Here is a 15506-nt window from a genome sequence, read left to right on the forward strand (position 1 = left end):
TGAAAGGTAAATGAAAGGTAACTGTTTTAACAATTCGGTAACGCTGATGTTTCAGCGGCAATCACACTCTGGAAGAATGAATGGAGCATAAGATGAAAAAAATCATCCATACCGCCCTTGCCACTACCCTGCTGTCGCTGATGGCAACACCCCTCGTTGCCGCAGGGGAGCCCGGTCGCACCGAATGTATCGCGCCAGCTAAACCGGGTGGCGGGTTCGATCTCACCTGCAAGCTATTGCAGGTCTCTCTTCAGGAAACCGGACAAATTAAGACGCCGATGCGCGTCACCTACATGCCCGGCGGTGTCGGCGCGGTGGCCTACAACGCGATTATTGCCCAGCGGCCGGCTGAAGCGGGCACCGTTGTCGCCTTCTCTGGCGGCTCACTGCTGAACCTTTCACAGGGTAAGTTTGGTCGTTATACCGTGGACGACGTTAAGTGGCTGGCGGCGGTGGGAACCGATTACGGCATGGTGGCCGTTCGTGAGGATGCACCGTGGAAAACGTTAGGTGAGCTGATGACGGCGATGAAAGCCGATCCGACCAAAGTGGTGGTCGGTGCCGGTGCGTCAATAGGCAGTCAGGACTGGATGAAAACGGCGTTGCTGGCGCGCGAAGCGGGAATCGATCCACGCAAAATGCGTTATGTCGCCTTTGAAGGCGGCGGTGAGCCGGTAACCGCCCTGCTCGGAAACCATATTCAGGTGGTCTCAGGTGATATGAGTGAGATGGTGCCGCATCTGCAGGGCGGCAAAATGCGGGTGCTGGCCGTGATGTCCGATCAGCGTCTGCCGGGTCAGCTGGCCGGGGTACCCACGGCAAAAGAGCAGGGTTTCAATATCGTCTGGCCGATTATTCGTGGCTATTACCTCGGTCCGAAAGTCAGTGATGCGGATTATCAGTGGTGGGAACAGGCCTTTAAAAAAATGGCTGAGACGCCGGAGTTTAAAAAGCAGCGTGATCTGCGCGGACTGTTCGAATTTAACCTGACAGGCCAGGCACTCGACAGCTACGTGAAGAAGCAGGTGGCGGATTACCGTGAGCAGGCCAAATCCTTTGGTCTGGCCAAATAACGGGAGCAGATGATGAGCGATCGCATTTTTGCCAGCCTGTGGCTGGCGCTCTGCCTTGGCGGCATGGTGATAGCCTGGCAGATTCAGAGTGAATACAGCTACGAACCCGTGGGGCCGCGTCCTTTCCCGATGGGGATCCTTGGCCTGATGGCCATCTGCGCCCTGTTGATGCTCTTTCGGAAACCGGACACCATTCAGTGGCCCGCAGGTGGCACGCTGAAACGGCTGGTAGCGCTGGCGCTGATGATGATGCTCTATGGCTGGCTGTTTGAGACGCTGGGCTTTGCCATCTGCACGACGCTGCTGACCTTTGGCATCGGCCTGTTGTTTGGGGCGCGCTGGTGGGCCGCCGCGCTGGCCGGGCTGGTGATGGGCAGCTCGCTGTTTTACGCCTTTGACCGTCTGCTGGAAGTCACCCTTCCGGTCGGCAGCTGGCTGAGTTAAGGAGAGCATCATGGATACCTGGTCCTTTTTAATGCAGGGCTTTGCCGTCGCCATGACGCCAGAGAATCTGCTGATCGCCCTGATCGGCTGCTTTATCGGCACCATTGTTGGCCTGCTGCCTGGCCTGGGGCCAATCAATGGCGTAGCCATTCTGATGCCGCTGGCTTTTGCGCTGCACCTGCCGGCCGAGTCGGCGCTGATTCTGCTGGCCACGGTTTATATCGGCTGTGAGTATGGCGGGCGCATCTCCTCCATTCTGCTCAACGTCCCGGGCGATGCCGGCGCAATCATGACCGCGCTGGATGGGTATCCGATGGCGCAGCAGGGCAAAGCGGGCGTCGCGCTCTCTATTTCGGCGGTCAGCTCGTTTGTTGGCTCTACGATTGCCATCGTCGGCATTATTCTCTTCGCCCCGCTGCTGGCCAGCTGGTCACTGGCGTTTGGACCGGCAGAGTACTTTGCCCTGATGGTGTTTGCCATCGCCTGCCTGGGCAGCATGATGAGCCACAATCCGCTGAAATCTTTTCTTTCGGCGCTCATTGGCCTGGGCATGGCCACGGTCGGGGTGGATGCCAATACCGGCGTCTATCGCTTCACGTTTGACAGCGTTCATCTCTCTGACGGCATTCAGTTTGTGGTCGTTGTCATTGGTCTGTTCTCGGTCAGTGAAATTTTGCTGATGCTCGAGTCGACCAGTAGCGGCCAGAAAGCGGTGCGGGCAAGCGGCCGCATGATGTTCAACATGAAGGAGGCGGCGATGGCCACAGGCGCGACGCTACGCTCCTCTTTTCTGGGGTTCTTTGTCGGCGTTCTGCCTGGCGCCGGAGCGACCATTGCCAGCGCTATCGCCTACATGACGGAGAAAAAAATCAGCGGCAGTGAACAGTTCGGTAAAGGGGATATTCGCGGTGTGGCCGCACCGGAAGCGGCAAACAATGCCTCAGCCTGTGGCTCCTTTATCCCGATGCTGACGCTGGGTATCCCCGGCTCCGGCACCACAGCGGTGATGGTCGGCGCTTTAACGCTCTATAACATCACGCCAGGTCCGGCGATGTTTGTTGAGCAGCCAGATATCGTCTGGGGTCTGATCGCGGCACTGCTGATTGGCAACGTTATGCTGCTGGTGATGAACATTCCGATGATCAATGTTTTCGCCCGGATGCTGAGCATTCCGCTCTGGTTCCTGGTGCCGGCCATTGCCGCCATCTCCGCGGTGGGCGTCTATGCCGTGCACAGCACCACCTTCGATTTGCTCCTGATGGTCGGCCTGGGAATCTTTGGTTATATTCTGCGCAAGATGGACTTTCCGATGTCGCCGCTGATTCTGGGCTTTGTGCTGGGTGAGATGCTGGAGCAGAACCTGCGTCGTGCCCTCTCAATCAGTAACGGCAACCTGGTTATTCTGTGGGAAAGTCCTATCTGCAAAGTGCTGCTGGTGCTGGCGATTTCGGTGCTGGTTCTGCCACCGATCTGGAAACGCTGGCGTCGCTATCGCCTCAGACTGGCTGAAGAGTAAATCTCACGCTGAACTGTGCGTCCCCCGTGGGATTTCGCGGGGGCTTTTGCTATCATGGCCTATTCTTTTTCCGGCGCACCCGACGCTGTTCTGTTTTCCCAAGGAATCCGCCATGCAACCTCTCAGCGGCCCCGGTGTGCCGGTCGGCGATCGTTCATCTCTTAATCCGCAAACCGGCGTAACACGTCACGGTTCTGTGGCGGGTGAACAGCCCCTCTCCCCGGCTCAGCGCACGACATTAGAACGCCTGATCGTGCGTATCTTATCGCTCAGCAATCTGAAGGCACCTGAACTCTGGGCGGGCGTCCGGCATGAGGTGGGCGTGAAGAGTGAGGCGGAGCTGCAGTCGCGTCACTTTCCGGCTGCGGAGCAGTATCTGAATGGTCGTCTGACTCAGGCGCAGAATGGCCATGCCACGCGTCAGTTGATGACTCAGCTCACAGAACTGCTGCCGAAGGGCAATAACCGTCAGGCGGTGAGTGACTTTATCCGCCAGCAGTTTGGTCAGACCGTTCTGAGCTCGCTGAGCCAGGACCAGCTGCGTCAGGTGCTGACGATGCTGCAGAACGGGCAGATGGCGATCCCGCAGCCACAGCAGAGCCGCGTCAGCGATCGGACCCTGCTCCCGGCGGAGCATCAGACGCTCAATCAGCAGGTGGTCCGTCTGGCCGCCGCCACCGGAGAACCGACCGGCAAACTCTGGACGGCGGCGCTGAAACTGGTCGGACTGACCAGCGGCGATCCCATCCCCTCGCGCCACTTCCCGCTGCTCACCCAGTATCTGCAGGTACGTCAGACGCTGAGTCAGCACAGCGCACCGACCTTACAGCTGCTGGAAGCCTCGCTGAAACAGCCGCTGGATCAGCACGAGCGGCATAGCCTGGAGGAGTACAGCCAGCAGCGTTTTCAGGCCACACCGCAGACGGTGCTAACCGTGACGCAGACGCAGGATCTGCTGAACTTCCTGTTCAGCCGTCGCGCCGATCGTGCCGAGAAAGTTCACGAACAGCCGCTGGCCGCCAGTGAGATCAAACCGCAGCCGATCTGGTCGCCCTTTGTCACCTCGCTGCCATCACCGCTGCAGCCCCTGGCGCAGCGTCCCCTGCTGGGTCTGTTTGTTGCGCTGGTGGTGATCACCCTTCTGCTCTGGCTGGTGCTTTAGGTCAGCAGCCACAGGATGCATCGGGTGCGGTGACGGGCCATTCGCCCGGCGCCGCCCCCCAGGTCAGCGGATGACCTTCCCGTTTCCAGAAATCCAGCCCGCCAGTCAGCTCCTTCACCTGAAATCCCAGTTCCGCCAGCTTCAGAGCCGCTTTCGTCGAGCCGTTACAGCCGATGCCGTCGCAATAGGTGACATAAACGCGGTTGCGGTCGAGCGGCTCGCAGCTGGAAGCATTGATCTCACGGTGGGGAAAATTAATCGCGCCGCTGATATGGCCGGCGCGATAAGCCGCCGGTGCGCGCGCATCGATCACCTGAATGCTGGGCAGATTCCGGGCCAGATCCTCCGCCAGATCCCAGGCGTCTGTATAATAAGCGAGTTTTGCCTGCAGATAGTCGAGGCTTTGCTGCGGCGTGGCGGCGGGAAAATGTAATACAGATGACATCGCGATTCTCCTGTTGAAGTGAGTGTGCAGTTTACGGCAGAGTGGACTGCCTGCTGATACCCATTTTGCGCCAGGAATAAGACCCATATGAGTTCTCCGCTGTTGCAGCTTTTCCAGCATCAGGCCAGCGGCGGCGTGCGTGAGCGCCTCTGCACCACCCTGCGGCTGGCCATTAACCGGCATCATCTGCACGCCGGTCAGCAGCTGCCCTCCAGTCGCCAGCTGGCGCAGGATCTCCGGATTTCACGCGTCACGGTGGAAGCCGCCTATGGTCAGCTTGAGAGCGAAGGCTATCTGCGACGCGAGATCGGTCGCGGAACGTTTGTGGCCATCACGATTCCCGCAGGAACCGCTTCAGCGGCACGCGTTCAGCCCGCCCGTTTCTCAGCGCGGGGGCAGCAGGTGCTGGCAACCGGAGGCTGTCAGGATCCTCCGTTTCCTCACGCCTTTGCCGCCGGTTCCCCGGAGTTACGCGCTTTTCCCCATGACAGCTGGCGACGCCTGAGCAGCAGCGTGCAGCGTTCGCTGGGCAGCGCCGCCATGGGATATGGTGATCCCTGCGGCTACCTGCCGCTGCGCAGTGCGATTGCTGATTATCTGGCGCTCTCGCGGGGTATGCAGTGCCAGCCGGAGCAGGTGATTATCCTGACCAGTTCGCAACAGGCGCTGCAGCTGCTGGCGATGATGTTCGTCGATCCCGGAGATGATGTGTGGATAGAGGAGCCAGGCTATCCCGGCGCACGAAACGCGCTGCTCGCCGCAGGCGCAAAGGTGCACGGGATAACCGTCGATGCCGAAGGCGCAGTGCCGGGTCACGGCAGTGCAAAGCTGATGTATCTGACCCCTTCACACCACTATCCGACCGGGGTAACGCTGAGCCTGCCCCGCCGTCTCGCCTGGCTCGCCTGGGCGCAGCGCAACCAAAGCTGGCTGATTGAAGATGACTACGACAGCGAGTTTCATTATGACGAGCGCCCGATTCCTGCGCTGCAGGGACTGGACCGTCATCAGCGGGTCATTACGCTCGGCACCTTTTCGAAATCGCTGTTCCCTTCACTGCGTCTGGCATGGATGGTGGTGCCTCCTGCGCTGATTGCCCCTCTGGGCCAGGCTCGCAGCGTGCTGGATGGGCACAGCGCCCTGCTGCCTCAGGCGATTACCGCGGCCTTTCTGCAGCAGGGACATTTTGCCACTCATCTGCGGCTGATGCGTCAGCTCTATCACAGCCGTCGCGATCGATTGCTGGAGCAGATTGCGCAGCGCCTCTCACCGTGGATCACGCCCATCGCCAGTGGTGGCGGACTCCAGCTGACGGTGACAGTAGAACAGGATGAAGCGCGCTTAACCGCGCTCGCGGCACAACAGGGGTTGCTGTTGCCTCGTCTCAGCCCGCTCTATGCCGGCTCGGCGTCTCAGCAGGGCTGGATACTCGGCTTCGCCGCGCTGACGCCTGATGAGATTGTGGGAGGGTGCGATAAACTGCTGAGGCTGCTGCAGCGGGAGGGATAAATCTGGCCGGCTCCGGTTTACCACCGGCCAGAAAACAAAAGGGCCGGCAAAGCCGGCCCTTCAGCGTGCTGACGTAAAAGATTACGCCTGATATTTACGCATGGTCAGCGTAGCGTTGGTGCCACCGAAACCAAAGCTGTTAGACATCACGGTCGTCAGCTCTTTTTCCATCGGCTCAGTCACGATGTTCATGCCGGTGGCAGCTGCATCCAGTGAGTTGATGTTGATGCTTGGCGCGATAAAGCCATGCTCCAGCATCAGCAGCGAATAGATCGCTTCCTGTACGCCAGCCGCACCCAGTGAGTGACCGGTCATTGCTTTGGTTGCTGAAATGTAAGGGGTTTTCTCGCCAAACACTTCACGAATCGCACCCAGCTCTTTCACGTCGCCCACTGGCGTAGAGGTACCGTGGCTGTTCAGATAGTCGATTGGCGTGTCGACGCCGTTCATTGCCATCTTCATGCAGCGCACCGCACCTTCGCCTGAAGGCGCAACCATGTCTGCACCGTCAGAGGTCGCACCGTAGCCGACGATTTCGGCATAGATGTGTGCACCGCGAGCCAGCGCATGCTCCAGCTCTTCAACCACCACCATGCCACCGCCACCGGCGATAACAAAACCGTCGCGCTCGTTGTCATAGGTGCGTGACGCTTTTTCTGGTGTGTCGTTGTAACGGGTAGAGAGCGCGCCCATGGCGTCGAACTCACAGGCCATTTCCCAGCAGAGCTCTTCGCCGCCGCCGGCAAAAACGATATCCTGTTTGCCCAGCTGAATCTGCTCAACGGCGTTACCGATACAGTGCGCAGAGGTAGCACAGGCGGAGCTGATCGAGTAGTTTACGCCATGAATTTTGAATGGCGTGGCGAGACAGGCAGAGACGCCAGAAGCCATCGCCTTGGTGACCACGTAAGGGCCAACCGCTTTCAGGCCGCGTGGGCTGCGCATTGCATCAGCACCAAAGACCTGGAAGCGCGGGGAACCACCGCCTGAACCTGCAATCAGACCTACACGCGGGTTGCTCTGATACATTTCATCAGTCAGGCCGGAATCTTTAATCGCTTCTTCCATGGAGAGATAAGCATAGATGGACGCATCACTCATAAAGCGCACAACTTTGCGATCGATGAGGCCAGTGGTATCTAATTTGACGTTACCCCAGACGTGACTACGCATGCCGGAATCTTTCATCTCTTCAGAAAAGGTGATGCCAGAGCGTCCTTCACGCAGAGATGACAGCACTTCCTGCTGGTTATTACCAATACTGGAAACGATCCCTAAGCCAGTAATCACAGCACGTTTCATTCAATCTTCCTCATCCACTTCTTCGTAATTGGCATGCACTCTAGCGTACACTTGTACGCCGAACAAGTCCGATCAGCTATTTCCTTTTGTAAATTTGCGTCATGTGACCTGGGTCGTTAAAATCGCGCCACTGCCTGAAAAACGAGCCTTTCCCGTGAAATTAACCCCGGTTAAACATGCGCAGCTAAACTGGAATGAACAGGGTACACCTGTTTCCCGAGCGTTTGGCGACGTCTATTTCTCTAACGACAATGGTCTGGAAGAGACACGCTATGTGTTCCTTGGCGGCAACGGTTTCCCGCAGCGTTTTGCGGCGCATCCGCGCGATCTCCTGATCGTGGCGGAAAGCGGGTTTGGTACCGGCCTGAATTTTCTTACTCTGTGGCAGGCCTTTGACGCCTTTCAGCGTGAACAGCCTGGTGCGACAGTAAAACGTCTGCATTTCATTAGCTTTGAGAAATTTCCGTTAACCCGCGCGGATCTGATCGCGGCGCATCAGCACTGGCCCGAACTTGCCCCCTGGGCAGAAGCGCTGCAGGCCCAGTGGCCCGCTGCCCTGCCCGGCTGCCAGCGACTGCTGTTTGACGGCGGACGCATCACGCTGGATCTGTGGCTGGGCGATATCAACCTGCTGATGGAAAAGGTGGATGAGAGCCTGCATCGTCAGGTCGATGCCTGGTTCCTCGATGGCTTCGCGCCCGCAAAGAATCCCGATATGTGGACGCCCGCGCTGTTCTGCATGATGGCGAAGCTGGCGCGTCCACAGGGGACTTTCGCGACTTTTACTGCTGCAGGGTTTGTGCGGCGCGGTCTGCAGGAGGCGGGATTTGACGTCACCCGCCGCAAAGGATTTGGCCCGAAGCGCGAAATGCTGTGCGGCAGCCTGCAGGATGCGCCTCTGCTCCCCGGGACGCAGCCCTGGTATCATCGCCGTCCGGCGGCGCAGCAGGAAGTTGCCCTGATTGGCGGCGGCGTGGCCAGCGCGACCCTGGCGCTGGCGCTGCTGCGCCGAGGCTGGCGGGTAACGCTCTACTGCGCCGATGCGGCACCCGCGCTGGGTGCCTCCGGTAACCGGCAGGGCGCACTCTATCCGCTGCTCAATCAGCATGACCCGGCCCTCGCCACCTTCTTCCCGGCGGCATTCAGCTTTGCCCGGCGACTCTACGACCAGAGCGGGGTCACCTTTGAGCATGAGTGGAGTGGCGTGCTGCAACTGGGCTGGGATGAAAAGAGCCGCAAAAAGATCGAACAGATGCTGGCGATGGATCTGCCTGAAACCCTCGCCTGCGGCGTCGATGTCGCAGAGGCGGAAAACCGGGCGAAGGTAGCGCTGGGCTGCGGCGGCATTTTCTATCCGGAGGGCGGCTGGCTCTCACCGGCTGAGCTGACCACCGCGCTGCTCGCCCATGGCGAAACACAGGGCTTACGCATTCACTGGCTGCACCGGGTAAGCGGGCTTTCTCAACAGGAGGATGGCTGGACGCTGACCTTGAGCGACCGCCCGGCGGTTCACCATTCCGCGGTGGTCCTGGCAAACGGTCACGCGATCGCCGACTTTGCGCAAAGCGCCCCGCTGCCAGCCTACCCGGTAGCGGGTCAGGTGAGCCATGTTCCCGCCACGCCTGCCCTCAGCGCGCTGCAGACCGTGCTCTGTTACGACGGCTATCTGACGCCGGTCAGCACCCAGTCTGGTACCCACTGTATCGGTGCCAGCTACCATCGTGGTGAAACCGCAACGCATTATCGCGAGGCGGATCAGCAGGAGAATCGCAGTCGACTGCTGCACTGTCTGCCTGACAGCCGCTGGGCGGAAACGGTGGATGTCAGTGAGGGAGAAGCCAGAATGGGCGTGCGCTGCGCCACGCGCGATCACCTGCCGATGGTAGGCGGCGTGCCCGATTATGCCGCGACGCTGGCACAGTATGCGGATTTACCGGCCCGGCTTGCGGCAGGCGGTCAGATTGGTGACGCGCCCGATCTGCCGGGACTTTATCTGTTTGGTGCGCTGGGTTCGCGCGGCTTGTGCAGCGCACCGCTGGCAGCCGAGGTGCTGGCCGCCCAGCTGGCGGGTGAGCCACAGCCGCTGGATGCGACCACGCTGGCGGCACTCAATCCGAATCGCTACTGGGTCAGGAAACTGCTGAAGGGAAAAGCGGTATAAAGCGGGTCTGCAGGGCGGCGCTTACCGCCCTGTCACATCATGCGGAGAGCTGGCGCGCCTGAACAAACAGGTTGTCCCACATGCCGACCACCAGCGACTGGTCGCGCGGCGAGAGTTCGCCTGCGGCAATGGCGTTCTGCAGGCTGCGGGTCACCTGAACCTGCAGCGCTTCTGGCGTATGCTCATCCAGCTGCTCCACTTCAGCGACCGCCAGGGTCAGATGCCCGCGCAGATAACCGCTGGCGAACAGTTCATCGTCACTGGCATGCTCGACCATGTCGTCAATCAGGGCCAGGATACGCGCTTCAAATTCTGCGATCATCTCAATTCCTCTTTTGATAATGTCATCCTGCATCACAGATCGTCCGGCCAGGGAAACTGCGCCGCTGTTAATGAAGGCCTGCCATAAAATTCCGCCAGGGCGGTAATAAAACGCGCGGGACGCGCGGGAATACCCGCCGTCAGATAGCTCATGACCTGAGCATGTACCTTACGCTGAAACGCAATGCGATCCGGCTCACAATCTCCGTCGAGATTGTCACAACTGACGTTGAAGGGAAAGCCCGCCGCCATACAAAACATCCACTCCAGCGCCTGTGGCTTCACTTCAACGGCTTCAAACTGGCTCTGGGTCAGCGCATCGCGGCCATCCGGGCAGTACCAGTAGCCAAAATCGACCAGTTTACGGCGTGCCTCACCGGCGATGCACCAGTGAGAGATCTCATGCAGGGCGCTGGCGTAAAAGCCGTGGGCAAAAACCACCCGGTTCCACGGCGACTCTGCATCAGCAGGAAGATAGATCGGTTCATCGTCGCCTTTAATCAGGCGTGTCTGAAATTCATCGCTGAAGCAGCGATCGAACAGCGTAATCAGCTGTTCATAATGATGGGTCGGGTTCATGACGTTATCACGTAAAAAGTTACGATTGCAGTGTGGAGAGCCACGCCATCACGGCGCTGCCATGGCTGTCCCACAGGAGTTTTATGCTCATTACGGCAGAGACAATCACCACCATCGGGCGGATCAGTTTCTGCCCGCGGCTCAGCACCAGCCGGGCGCCCAGACGCGCGCCGCAGAACGCGCCGAGCATCATAATCAGGCCGGTTCCCCACACCACTTTGCCGCCGAACATAAAGAACAGCAGACTGCCCACGTTAGAGGTGAAGTTGAGAACTTTGGCATGGGCTGTCGCCTTCGCCAGGTTGTAACCGCAGAGCGTGACGAAGGCCAGCGCATAGAAAGAGCCCGCGCCCGGCCCGAAAAATCCGTCATAGAAGCCCACGGCACCGCCCCCGACCAGCGCATAGGCGAGGCCGTGCAGGCGACGCGCCCGGTCTTCTTCACCGAGACGCGGCATCAGCAGAAACCACAAGCCAATCGCGATCAAAAACAGCGGCAGCATCTGACGCAGAAAGTCCGCCTGCAGGCGCTGGATCAGCACCGCCCCCAGCACGGACCCCAGCAGCGTCATGGCGATATTCAGCCACTGCTCACTCAGATTAACTGCGCCGCGTCGCACAAAGTAGAGGCTGGCGGAGAACGACCCGCCGACCGATTGCAGTTTATTGGTCGCCAGCGCCTGAGCCGGTGAGAGACCCGCCGCCAGCAGCGACGGCACCGTCAGTAACCCCCCGCCACCCGCAATCGAGTCAATAAAACCGGCGAGCATGGCAATCAGAAACAGCAGCCCGACCAGCAGCGGACTGACCACGAACCACTCCATGGAATCCCTTACAGTAGATGTTTATCCAGCAGAGCCTGACAGGCAGGCGGTAACGGCGGCGGTTCACGTTTCACCGGCGCGCCCGATCCGGGCTGCTTCGGCAGGAACCAGCTCTGCAGCTCTGCGCCACAGCCATCGCCCGGAGGCGGTGGCGGCTGATCTTCACAGCCGATACTGCCGGTCGGGCAGCGCAGCCGCACATGCATATGCGCCCGATGCGCGAACCAGGGCCGCACTTTGCGCAGCCAGTCACGATCGGCACCGGCATCCGCACAAAGCTGCTTTTTAATCGCCGGGTTGACGAAGATGCGCGTGACATCATCGTCTTTCGCCGCCAGTTTAATCAGGCTGTCGATTTCCGGCTGCCAGTGGCGCGCAATCACGTTTTTATCACCCGGCCCGACCAGATCCAGCGGCTGCGGCTTCAGCAGCTGCTGCGCGGTCCAGCGGGTTTTCGGCAGTTGCAGCCAGATATCGACATCCAGCCCGGTCTGATGGCTGGCGTGACCGCTGCTGAAACGTCCGCCAGCCGCCATGCCCATATCCCCAATCAGCACATTACCCAGCTGCAGGTTGTGCACACGGGTCGTCAGCCGCTGAATAAACGCAATCAGATCGGGATGACCGAAATAACGACGCTGATCCTGACGCATCACCTGGTAGTCGGGTGAATTGAGCGGCAGTGCCCGGGCACCAATAATACAGCCATTCGCAAAGCCGCCGATGGACTGCGGTGTGCCGCTGATCGGCTGCTGAATACGCTGCCACGGCGTCGCCGCCAGGCTGGAGGCGCTGAACAACAGCGCGCTCAGAGTAAGCAGAAGTGCCTTCATGCCATCACCAGCGCGGCACGGTGCTGTTAACGTCACCGTTCTGCGCCCGCTGGCGCAGCAGATGATCCATCAGGACGATCGCCATCATCGCCTCGGCGATCGGCACGGCGCGGATCCCGACGCAGGGATCGTGGCGGCCTTTGGTGATCATCTCCACCTCTTCACCGTCGCGGGTAATGGTTTTACCCGGCACGGTGATGCTGGAGGTCGGTTTCATTGCGAGGTTGGCGCTGATGGTCTGGCCGCTGCTGATGCCGCCCAGAATGCCGCCGGCGTGGTTACTCTGGAAACCATCGTGGCGGATTTCATCCCGATGCTGGCTGCCGCGCTGGCTGACCACCGCGAAGCCGTCACCGATCTCTACCCCTTTCACCGCGTTGATGCTCATCAGCGCGTGCGCCAGGTCGGCATCCAGACGGTCAAAGACCGGTTCGCCCAGGCCAGGCGGCACGTTATCAGCCATGACCGTGACTTTAGCCCCGATGGAGTCGCCCTCTTTTTTCAGGCCGCGCATCAGTTCATCCAGCGCCTCCAGCTTCTCCGCATCCGGGCAGAAGAAGGGATTCTCTTCCACGATGCTCCAGTCTTTCAGCTCACAGGCGATATCCCCGATCTGCGCCAGATAGCCGCGCACCACCACACCATGTTTCATCTGCAGATACTTCTTCGCTATCGCACCGGCGGCCACGCGCATCGCGGTTTCTCGCGCCGAAGAGCGGCCACCGCCACGGTAGTCGCGCTGACCATACTTCTGCTCGTAGGTGTAATCGGCATGGCCGGGACGGAAGAGATCTTTGATCGCGCCATAATCCTGCGACCGCTGATCGGTGTTCTCAATCAGCAGGCCAATAGACGTGCCGGTGGTCACACCCTCAAACACACCGGACAAAATTTTCACCTGATCCGGCTCGCGACGCTGCGTGGTGTAGCGCGAGGTGCCAGGACGACGACGGTCGAGGTCATGCTGGATATCCGCTTCGGTCAGGGGGATGCCCGGTGGCACCCCATCAACGATGCAGCCCAGCGCAAGACCGTGGGACTCGCCAAAGGTAGTTACTCGAAAAAATTGTCCGATGCTGTTTCCGGCCATGCTGTTTCCTTGTCAGGGTTCGGCGGGCGAGGCTTCGCCCCACTTTTAGTCTTTGTAAAAGGAGAAATGGTGTTGTGCGTCGACGATCTGCTGGCGCGTCAGCGTAAAGACACCGTCACCGCCGTTGTCAAACTCCAGCCAGGTAAAGGGCACATCGGGATACTGCTCGATCATATGCACCATGCTGTTACCGACTTCGCAGACCAGAACGCCCTGATCGCTGAGATAATCAGGCGCGCAGGCCAGAATGCGGCGCACCAGCTTCAGGCCATCGCTGCCCGCCGCCAGACCCAGCTCCGGTTCGTGGCGATATTCATTGGGCAGATCGTCCATATCTTCCGCATCCACATAAGGCGGGTTAGTGACGATCAGGTCATACTTCAGCGGCGGCAGTTCGCGGAACAGGTCGGCACGAATCGGCGTGACCTGATTGATCAGGCCATGTTCTTCAATATTCTGTTCGGCCACCGCCAGCGCACCGGTCGAGATATCGACGGCGTCAACCTCCGCTTCCGGGAAGGCGTAAGCGCAGGCAATCGCGATGCAGCCGCTGCCGGTGCACATATCCAGAATATGCGCGGGTGGCGTGCTGATAAGACCGGCAAAGCGGTTCTCGATCAGTTCGCCGATCGGTGAACGCGGCACCAGCACGCGCTCATCAACAAAGAATTCGTGACCGCAGAACCAGGCTTTGTTGGTCAGGTAGGCGACCGGAATACGCTCGTTAACGCGACGAATGACGCGCTCGACAATCAGAAGACGCTCGCTGGCGGTCAGACGCGCGTTGCGCATATCTTCCGGAATATCCAGCGGCAGCCAGAGAGACGGCAGGACCAGTTGAACGGCTTCGTCCCAGGGATTGTCTGTGCCATGTCCGTACCAGATTCCGGCAGCGGAAAAGCGGCTTACCGCCCAGCGCAGCATGTCCTGAATGGTGTGCAGTTCGTTCACTGCCTCATCGACGAAAATTTTGTCCACGTAGCCCTCCGCAGGCCTTTTGCTAAATCGGCCGATAGTGTGCCATGAAGCCGGGGAGAATTCAGCGCAGCGAGGTGAAAAAGCTGACAATTAATGACACTTAACGGTAAGGTATCGGCTCTGCTGTGTGACAGCCTTTTCTGATAAGACTGACCTGCCATGAGTAAAAAAACACCGCTAAGCCCGGATGATGAGGCGCTGTTTCGCCAGTTAATGACGGGGACACGTCAGTTAAAACAGGACACTTATGTCCATAAAGCGCCGGTAAAAACCCGCGAGATTCCGGTAAAACGTCTGCTTTCAGAGCAGGCGGACAACAGCCATTACTTTTCGGATGAGTTTCAGCCTCTGCTCTCGACCGAAGGGGCTACCCGTTACGTGCGCGCCGATGTCAGCCATTTTGAGCTGAAAAAACTGCGCCGGGGTGACTATACCCCGGAGATTTTTCTCGACCTGCACGGCTTAACGCAGATGCAGGCCAAGCAGGAGCTGGGCGCACTGATCGCCGCCTGCCGCCGTGAACATCTGTTCTGCGCCAGCGTCATGACCGGACATGGAAAACATATTCTGAAGCAGCAGACGCCGCTGTGGCTGGCCCAGCATCCGTGGGTCATGGCGTTTCATCAGGCGCCGAAAATGTTCGGCGGTGATGCTGCGCTGCTGGTGCTGATTGAGATTGAGGAGTGGCAACCGCCTGAGTTGCCCTGACAGGGCCGGTGTCATCGGCCCCTCATCGTCAGATGGCTTTCGCCAGCTTCTTCGGACTGACCTGCCACAGCAGTTTACCGGCACTCTCTGCCGGATCGAACTCGACGCAGGCAATGGCGGAAGTGGCAAACATCGGTGGAGTTTCCTGCGGGCAGAGTTCGGAAACCAGGTAGCCCACCAGGGGCAGATGGGAGATGACCAGCGCCGATTTCACCCCTTCGTTCGCCAGCGCCTGCAGATAGCAGCCGACCAGACCCGGATCGCCACCCGGCGTTAACTCCGGTAACACGTCCTGGCCTTCCGGCAGGGGATAGGCTTCACGCACGGTAGCGAGCGTCTGCTGCGCGCGTAGATAGGGACTGACCAGGACACGCTCGATGTCCGGCGTCTGGCTGTTAAGCCAGTGGGCCATCTGACGCGATTCATCACAGCCACATAAGGTTAAAGGCCTGACTGAATCACTTGCTGCTTCCAGAGCCGCATCGCCGTGACGCATGATAAAAACTTGCATAAAGCACCGCTGTTGTTTGTCGATATCGCCCGACGCGACGCGTCAGACTCT

16 protein-coding genes are annotated in these 15506 nt (G+C 59.5%); 7 read left to right on the forward strand and 9 right to left on the reverse strand.

Going from position 1 to position 15506, the window contains the following annotated elements:
* Positions 1 to 92 precede the first annotated feature (92 nt).
* From AC6I7A_RS13095 to flk, 4 genes are all read left to right on the forward strand, one after another.
* Positions 93 to 1073, forward strand: a complete 981-nt coding sequence (locus AC6I7A_RS13095) for a Bug family tripartite tricarboxylate transporter substrate binding protein (RefSeq protein WP_058956892.1) — start codon at positions 93 to 95, stop codon at positions 1071 to 1073.
* Between the two features lie 12 nt (positions 1074 to 1085).
* Positions 1086 to 1517 carry a tripartite tricarboxylate transporter TctB family protein gene (locus AC6I7A_RS13100; RefSeq protein WP_058956870.1) on the forward strand — a complete coding sequence of 144 codons (432 nt, stop codon included), beginning with the start codon at positions 1086 to 1088 and terminating at the stop codon, positions 1515 to 1517.
* Positions 1518 to 1527: 10 nt separating this feature from the next.
* Positions 1528 to 3033, forward strand: coding sequence for a tripartite tricarboxylate transporter permease (locus AC6I7A_RS13105; protein ID WP_009088963.1), 1506 nt, complete (start codon positions 1528 to 1530; stop codon positions 3031 to 3033).
* Positions 3034 to 3145: 112 nt separating this feature from the next.
* The gene (flk, locus tag AC6I7A_RS13110; protein WP_058956869.1) at positions 3146 to 4195 is read left to right on the forward strand and encodes a flagella biosynthesis regulator Flk; all 1050 of its coding nucleotides are present in this window, start codon (positions 3146 to 3148) and stop codon (positions 4193 to 4195) included.
* A 1-nt stretch (position 4196) separates the two neighbouring features.
* On the opposite strand, the gene AC6I7A_RS13115 is transcribed toward flk, so the two are convergent.
* Complete coding sequence (locus AC6I7A_RS13115) at positions 4197 to 4640, reverse strand: rhodanese-like domain-containing protein (RefSeq protein ID WP_058956868.1); 444 nt, start codon at positions 4638 to 4640, stop codon at positions 4197 to 4199.
* Between the two features lie 87 nt (positions 4641 to 4727).
* Here AC6I7A_RS13115 and pdxR point away from each other — a divergent pair, with 87 nt between their 5' ends.
* Positions 4728 to 6149: a MocR-like pyridoxine biosynthesis transcription factor PdxR gene (gene pdxR, locus AC6I7A_RS13120; protein WP_058956867.1), complete on the forward strand. Its 1422-nt coding sequence runs from the start codon at positions 4728 to 4730 to the stop codon at positions 6147 to 6149.
* A gap of 81 nt (positions 6150 to 6230) precedes the next feature.
* Here the strand turns inward: pdxR and fabB are convergent, their stop codons facing one another.
* Positions 6231 to 7451 (reverse strand): beta-ketoacyl-ACP synthase I, encoded by a 1221-nt coding sequence (gene fabB, locus AC6I7A_RS13125; RefSeq protein ID WP_009088958.1) that lies wholly within the window; start codon positions 7449 to 7451, stop codon positions 6231 to 6233.
* Positions 7452 to 7605: 154 nt separating this feature from the next.
* Between fabB and mnmC the strand changes: the two genes are divergently transcribed.
* Positions 7606 to 9612: a bifunctional tRNA (5-methylaminomethyl-2-thiouridine)(34)-methyltransferase MnmC2/FAD-dependent 5-carboxymethylaminomethyl-2-thiouridine(34) oxidoreductase MnmC1 gene (gene mnmC / locus AC6I7A_RS13130; RefSeq protein WP_058956891.1), complete on the forward strand. Its 2007-nt coding sequence runs from the start codon at positions 7606 to 7608 to the stop codon at positions 9610 to 9612.
* A 37-nt stretch (positions 9613 to 9649) separates the two neighbouring features.
* On the opposite strand, the gene AC6I7A_RS13135 is transcribed toward mnmC, so the two are convergent.
* Genes AC6I7A_RS13135 through prmB form a run of 6 tightly spaced genes read right to left on the reverse strand, consistent with a single transcriptional unit; the run spans position 9650 to position 14236 of the window.
* Positions 9650 to 9934 (reverse strand): YfcL family protein, encoded by a 285-nt coding sequence (locus AC6I7A_RS13135; protein ID WP_058956890.1) that lies wholly within the window; start codon positions 9932 to 9934, stop codon positions 9650 to 9652.
* Positions 9935 to 9966: 32 nt separating this feature from the next.
* Positions 9967 to 10512, reverse strand: coding sequence for an elongation factor P hydroxylase (locus tag AC6I7A_RS13140; protein ID WP_009088952.1), 546 nt, complete (start codon positions 10510 to 10512; stop codon positions 9967 to 9969).
* Between the two features lie 19 nt (positions 10513 to 10531).
* The gene (locus tag AC6I7A_RS13145; RefSeq protein WP_009088951.1) at positions 10532 to 11335 is read right to left on the reverse strand and encodes a sulfite exporter TauE/SafE family protein; all 804 of its coding nucleotides are present in this window, start codon (positions 11333 to 11335) and stop codon (positions 10532 to 10534) included.
* 8 nt (positions 11336 to 11343) lie between these two features.
* Positions 11344 to 12168, reverse strand: a complete 825-nt coding sequence (gene mepA / locus AC6I7A_RS13150) for a penicillin-insensitive murein endopeptidase (protein WP_058956866.1) — start codon at positions 12166 to 12168, stop codon at positions 11344 to 11346.
* A 4-nt stretch (positions 12169 to 12172) separates the two neighbouring features.
* Positions 12173 to 13258 carry a chorismate synthase gene (gene aroC, locus AC6I7A_RS13155; RefSeq protein WP_009088945.1) on the reverse strand — a complete coding sequence of 362 codons (1086 nt, stop codon included), beginning with the start codon at positions 13256 to 13258 and terminating at the stop codon, positions 12173 to 12175.
* 45 nt (positions 13259 to 13303) lie between these two features.
* Entirely contained in the window at positions 13304 to 14236 is a 933-nt protein-coding gene (prmB, locus tag AC6I7A_RS13160; RefSeq protein WP_058956865.1) for a 50S ribosomal protein L3 N(5)-glutamine methyltransferase, read from the reverse strand.
* A 159-nt stretch (positions 14237 to 14395) separates the two neighbouring features.
* Here prmB and smrB point away from each other — a divergent pair, with 159 nt between their 5' ends.
* Entirely contained in the window at positions 14396 to 14944 is a 549-nt protein-coding gene (smrB, locus tag AC6I7A_RS13165) for an endonuclease SmrB (protein WP_009088943.1), read from the forward strand.
* A gap of 28 nt (positions 14945 to 14972) precedes the next feature.
* Here smrB and sixA read toward each other — a convergent pair whose 3' ends face one another.
* Positions 14973 to 15455: a phosphohistidine phosphatase SixA gene (gene sixA, locus AC6I7A_RS13170; RefSeq protein WP_009088942.1), complete on the reverse strand. Its 483-nt coding sequence runs from the start codon at positions 15453 to 15455 to the stop codon at positions 14973 to 14975.
* Positions 15456 to 15506: the final 51 nt, after the last annotated feature.

It is taken from the genome of Type-F symbiont of Plautia stali, from assembly GCF_059731105.1.